Source organism: Helicobacter pylori (assembly GCF_014498195.1).
Classification (GTDB): Bacteria; Campylobacterota; Campylobacteria; order Campylobacterales; family Helicobacteraceae; genus Helicobacter; species Helicobacter pylori_DO.
This window is the reverse complement of record NZ_JACTGH010000030.1, coordinates 1-2096: the sequence shown is the minus strand read 5'-3', so window position 1 is coordinate 2096 and position 2096 is coordinate 1. Positions and strand designations below refer to the sequence as shown.

Below are 2096 nucleotides of genomic sequence, written 5' to 3'. Positions count from 1 at the left end.
ACATAATTCAAATACACGCTATAGAGCCTTCTGTATTTGAGTTCAGCGCCCATGAAAGAATAATAATCCGTGTTAATGGTAGGGATTTTCACACCTAATTCCACGCCATGCTGCGCGGCATGATCGCTGTCTTTTTTCTTAGGCCTAGCGAGATTCATTCTCAAGCCTAAATCAAACAAAAATTGGAAGTTAGAAGTGCTGACCTTAGCGTTATAAATGCCATTCATCATGGTCAAATTCACTTGTTGGGAATTAAGCCACGAAGTCCCAGCTAGTGCAAAACCACCAAAAAGCCCCACAGAAAGCTTGTTATTTTTGCCTAAAAAGTTGGTGTTTTTATCGTTGATGAAGTTATAAAGAGTGTCCATACCCACCCCATAAGTCCACACATCAGAAGCGGAGTTGAAAAAATTGGATTTGATATAAGCATGGTTATAATCAAAGAAACCATAATACCTTAACCCCCAATTCCTTTTTTTGCCAAAGAATTGCTTATAGCCCACTTGCACGCCAATGCCATTCATCGCACCGTTATTGTTTTGATAGTCAATCACGCCGATGCGCCTAAAGGGGTTTTTGCCTAATTCTTGCGCGATGGTTTGGAGTTGGTTGTATTTGTTGGTATCCAAAGAATAAGTGAGCAAACCTTCTGGGGAATTAGGGTTTTGAGTGGCATGCGTCATGTTTTGAAGAGATTTAGCGTTAGGCAAGTTGGAGATACCGCTATTGATCGCTTTTGAGTCTTTATTCAGGGTATTAAGGGCTTCTTTAAAATTCAAAATGGTTTGAGCCAAAGCCCTATCTTGATTGACTTGGTTGCCATAATAAGCGGTGTGTTGCTCTAAGGAATTGAGAGTTTCTTTCACAAACGCGCAACCTGAACCCCAAGTGTTATTAGTGATCACGCCAGCCGATCCTGCTTTACATTGTTCTAAATCCCCTTGAATAGGCCCTTGAATGCTGTGGAAATTGTCCGCTACTTGCTTAGCTAAATTTAAAATCTCTGCTTGAGCTTCAGCTCTATTGAGCATTTCTTGAGCGAATTGCTTATTTTTAGAAGTGTAGGGGTTGAAATTGTTGGGTTGCGTGATTTGGGCGTTTTCATTAGCGTTAAGCTGTTGGGTTTTTTCTAGGGCTGTTTGAGCGTTTTTGATCATCTCATTAATTGCGTTAAAAGAAGGACCAAAAATATCCACTACATTCCCAGGCGTAGAACTCAACCCCCACGCTTTACCGCCATTGCTCGTTTGCACATGCGGCTTTTGAGTAATAAGGACTTGCATGATAGTGGCGGCTTGTTGCAAAAGGTATTCAGCGTTATTATGGTATGTCAATTGTATTGTAGGCGAGAATGATGATCCGCCTGAATAATAGGTTGGAACCTCTTTCCCATTCTCATCATAATAATGCTGTATGATATTGTTTTGTGTGGTGGTCTTATAATTGGTTTGTTGTATGTTGACTACCCCTGTTTTGGTGGTGTCATTCAAGGCAGGCATCCCGCCTCCTTGATTTTGGTTTAAAGCGGTTTGGATGATCTGATAAGCTTGGTTGAGTTTTTGATATTCATCAATAGATAGGATGCCATTGGGGCCTGTCCCATACGCTTGATTGCAAGTGGTGGTTGTCCCATTAAGGGCTGGCGTGTTACCAAACGATTGGTAGCTTTGATTGTTGGTAGGGCCAGGGCCACAGCCAATAAAAAGGGCTATGACTTGCCACATGCCCACAGCGGCATTGAGCGCTAAAGCCACAGCTTGATAGGCCGGAGAAGTGGTGGTAGTGCTAGTGAGGTTGATCGCGCTTGAGCTTAAATTATCAATCGCACCGGTGATCGCGCTTGGCGTGCTGGCTAGATTGACTAAAGAGTTAAGGTAGTTGTATTGGTTTAAAAGGTTGTTTAAGTTATCGTATCTGTCCGCAAGATTTTGTAGTGCTCCTGTGTTTTTCACTTGTTGGACCGCTTCACCGATCTGATAGCCCACGCTCATGTAAAATCCGTCATCTTCAGCCCTTGATAATGAGAGCATGAGAGAAAGAGAGAGCAAGAGAGATTTTTTGATTTTCATGTTTTCTCCTTTTAATAGATTTTTCTT

General features: G+C 42.0%; 1 protein-coding gene. It reads right to left on the bottom strand.

The annotated features are described in order from the left end of the window. Positions 1-2069: Hop family adhesin SabA/HopD (gene sabA, locus H7N67_RS07830; protein WP_232263054.1), on the bottom strand; the 2069-nt coding region annotated here is incomplete at its 3' end. Between the last annotated feature and the right edge of the window lie 27 nt (positions 2070-2096).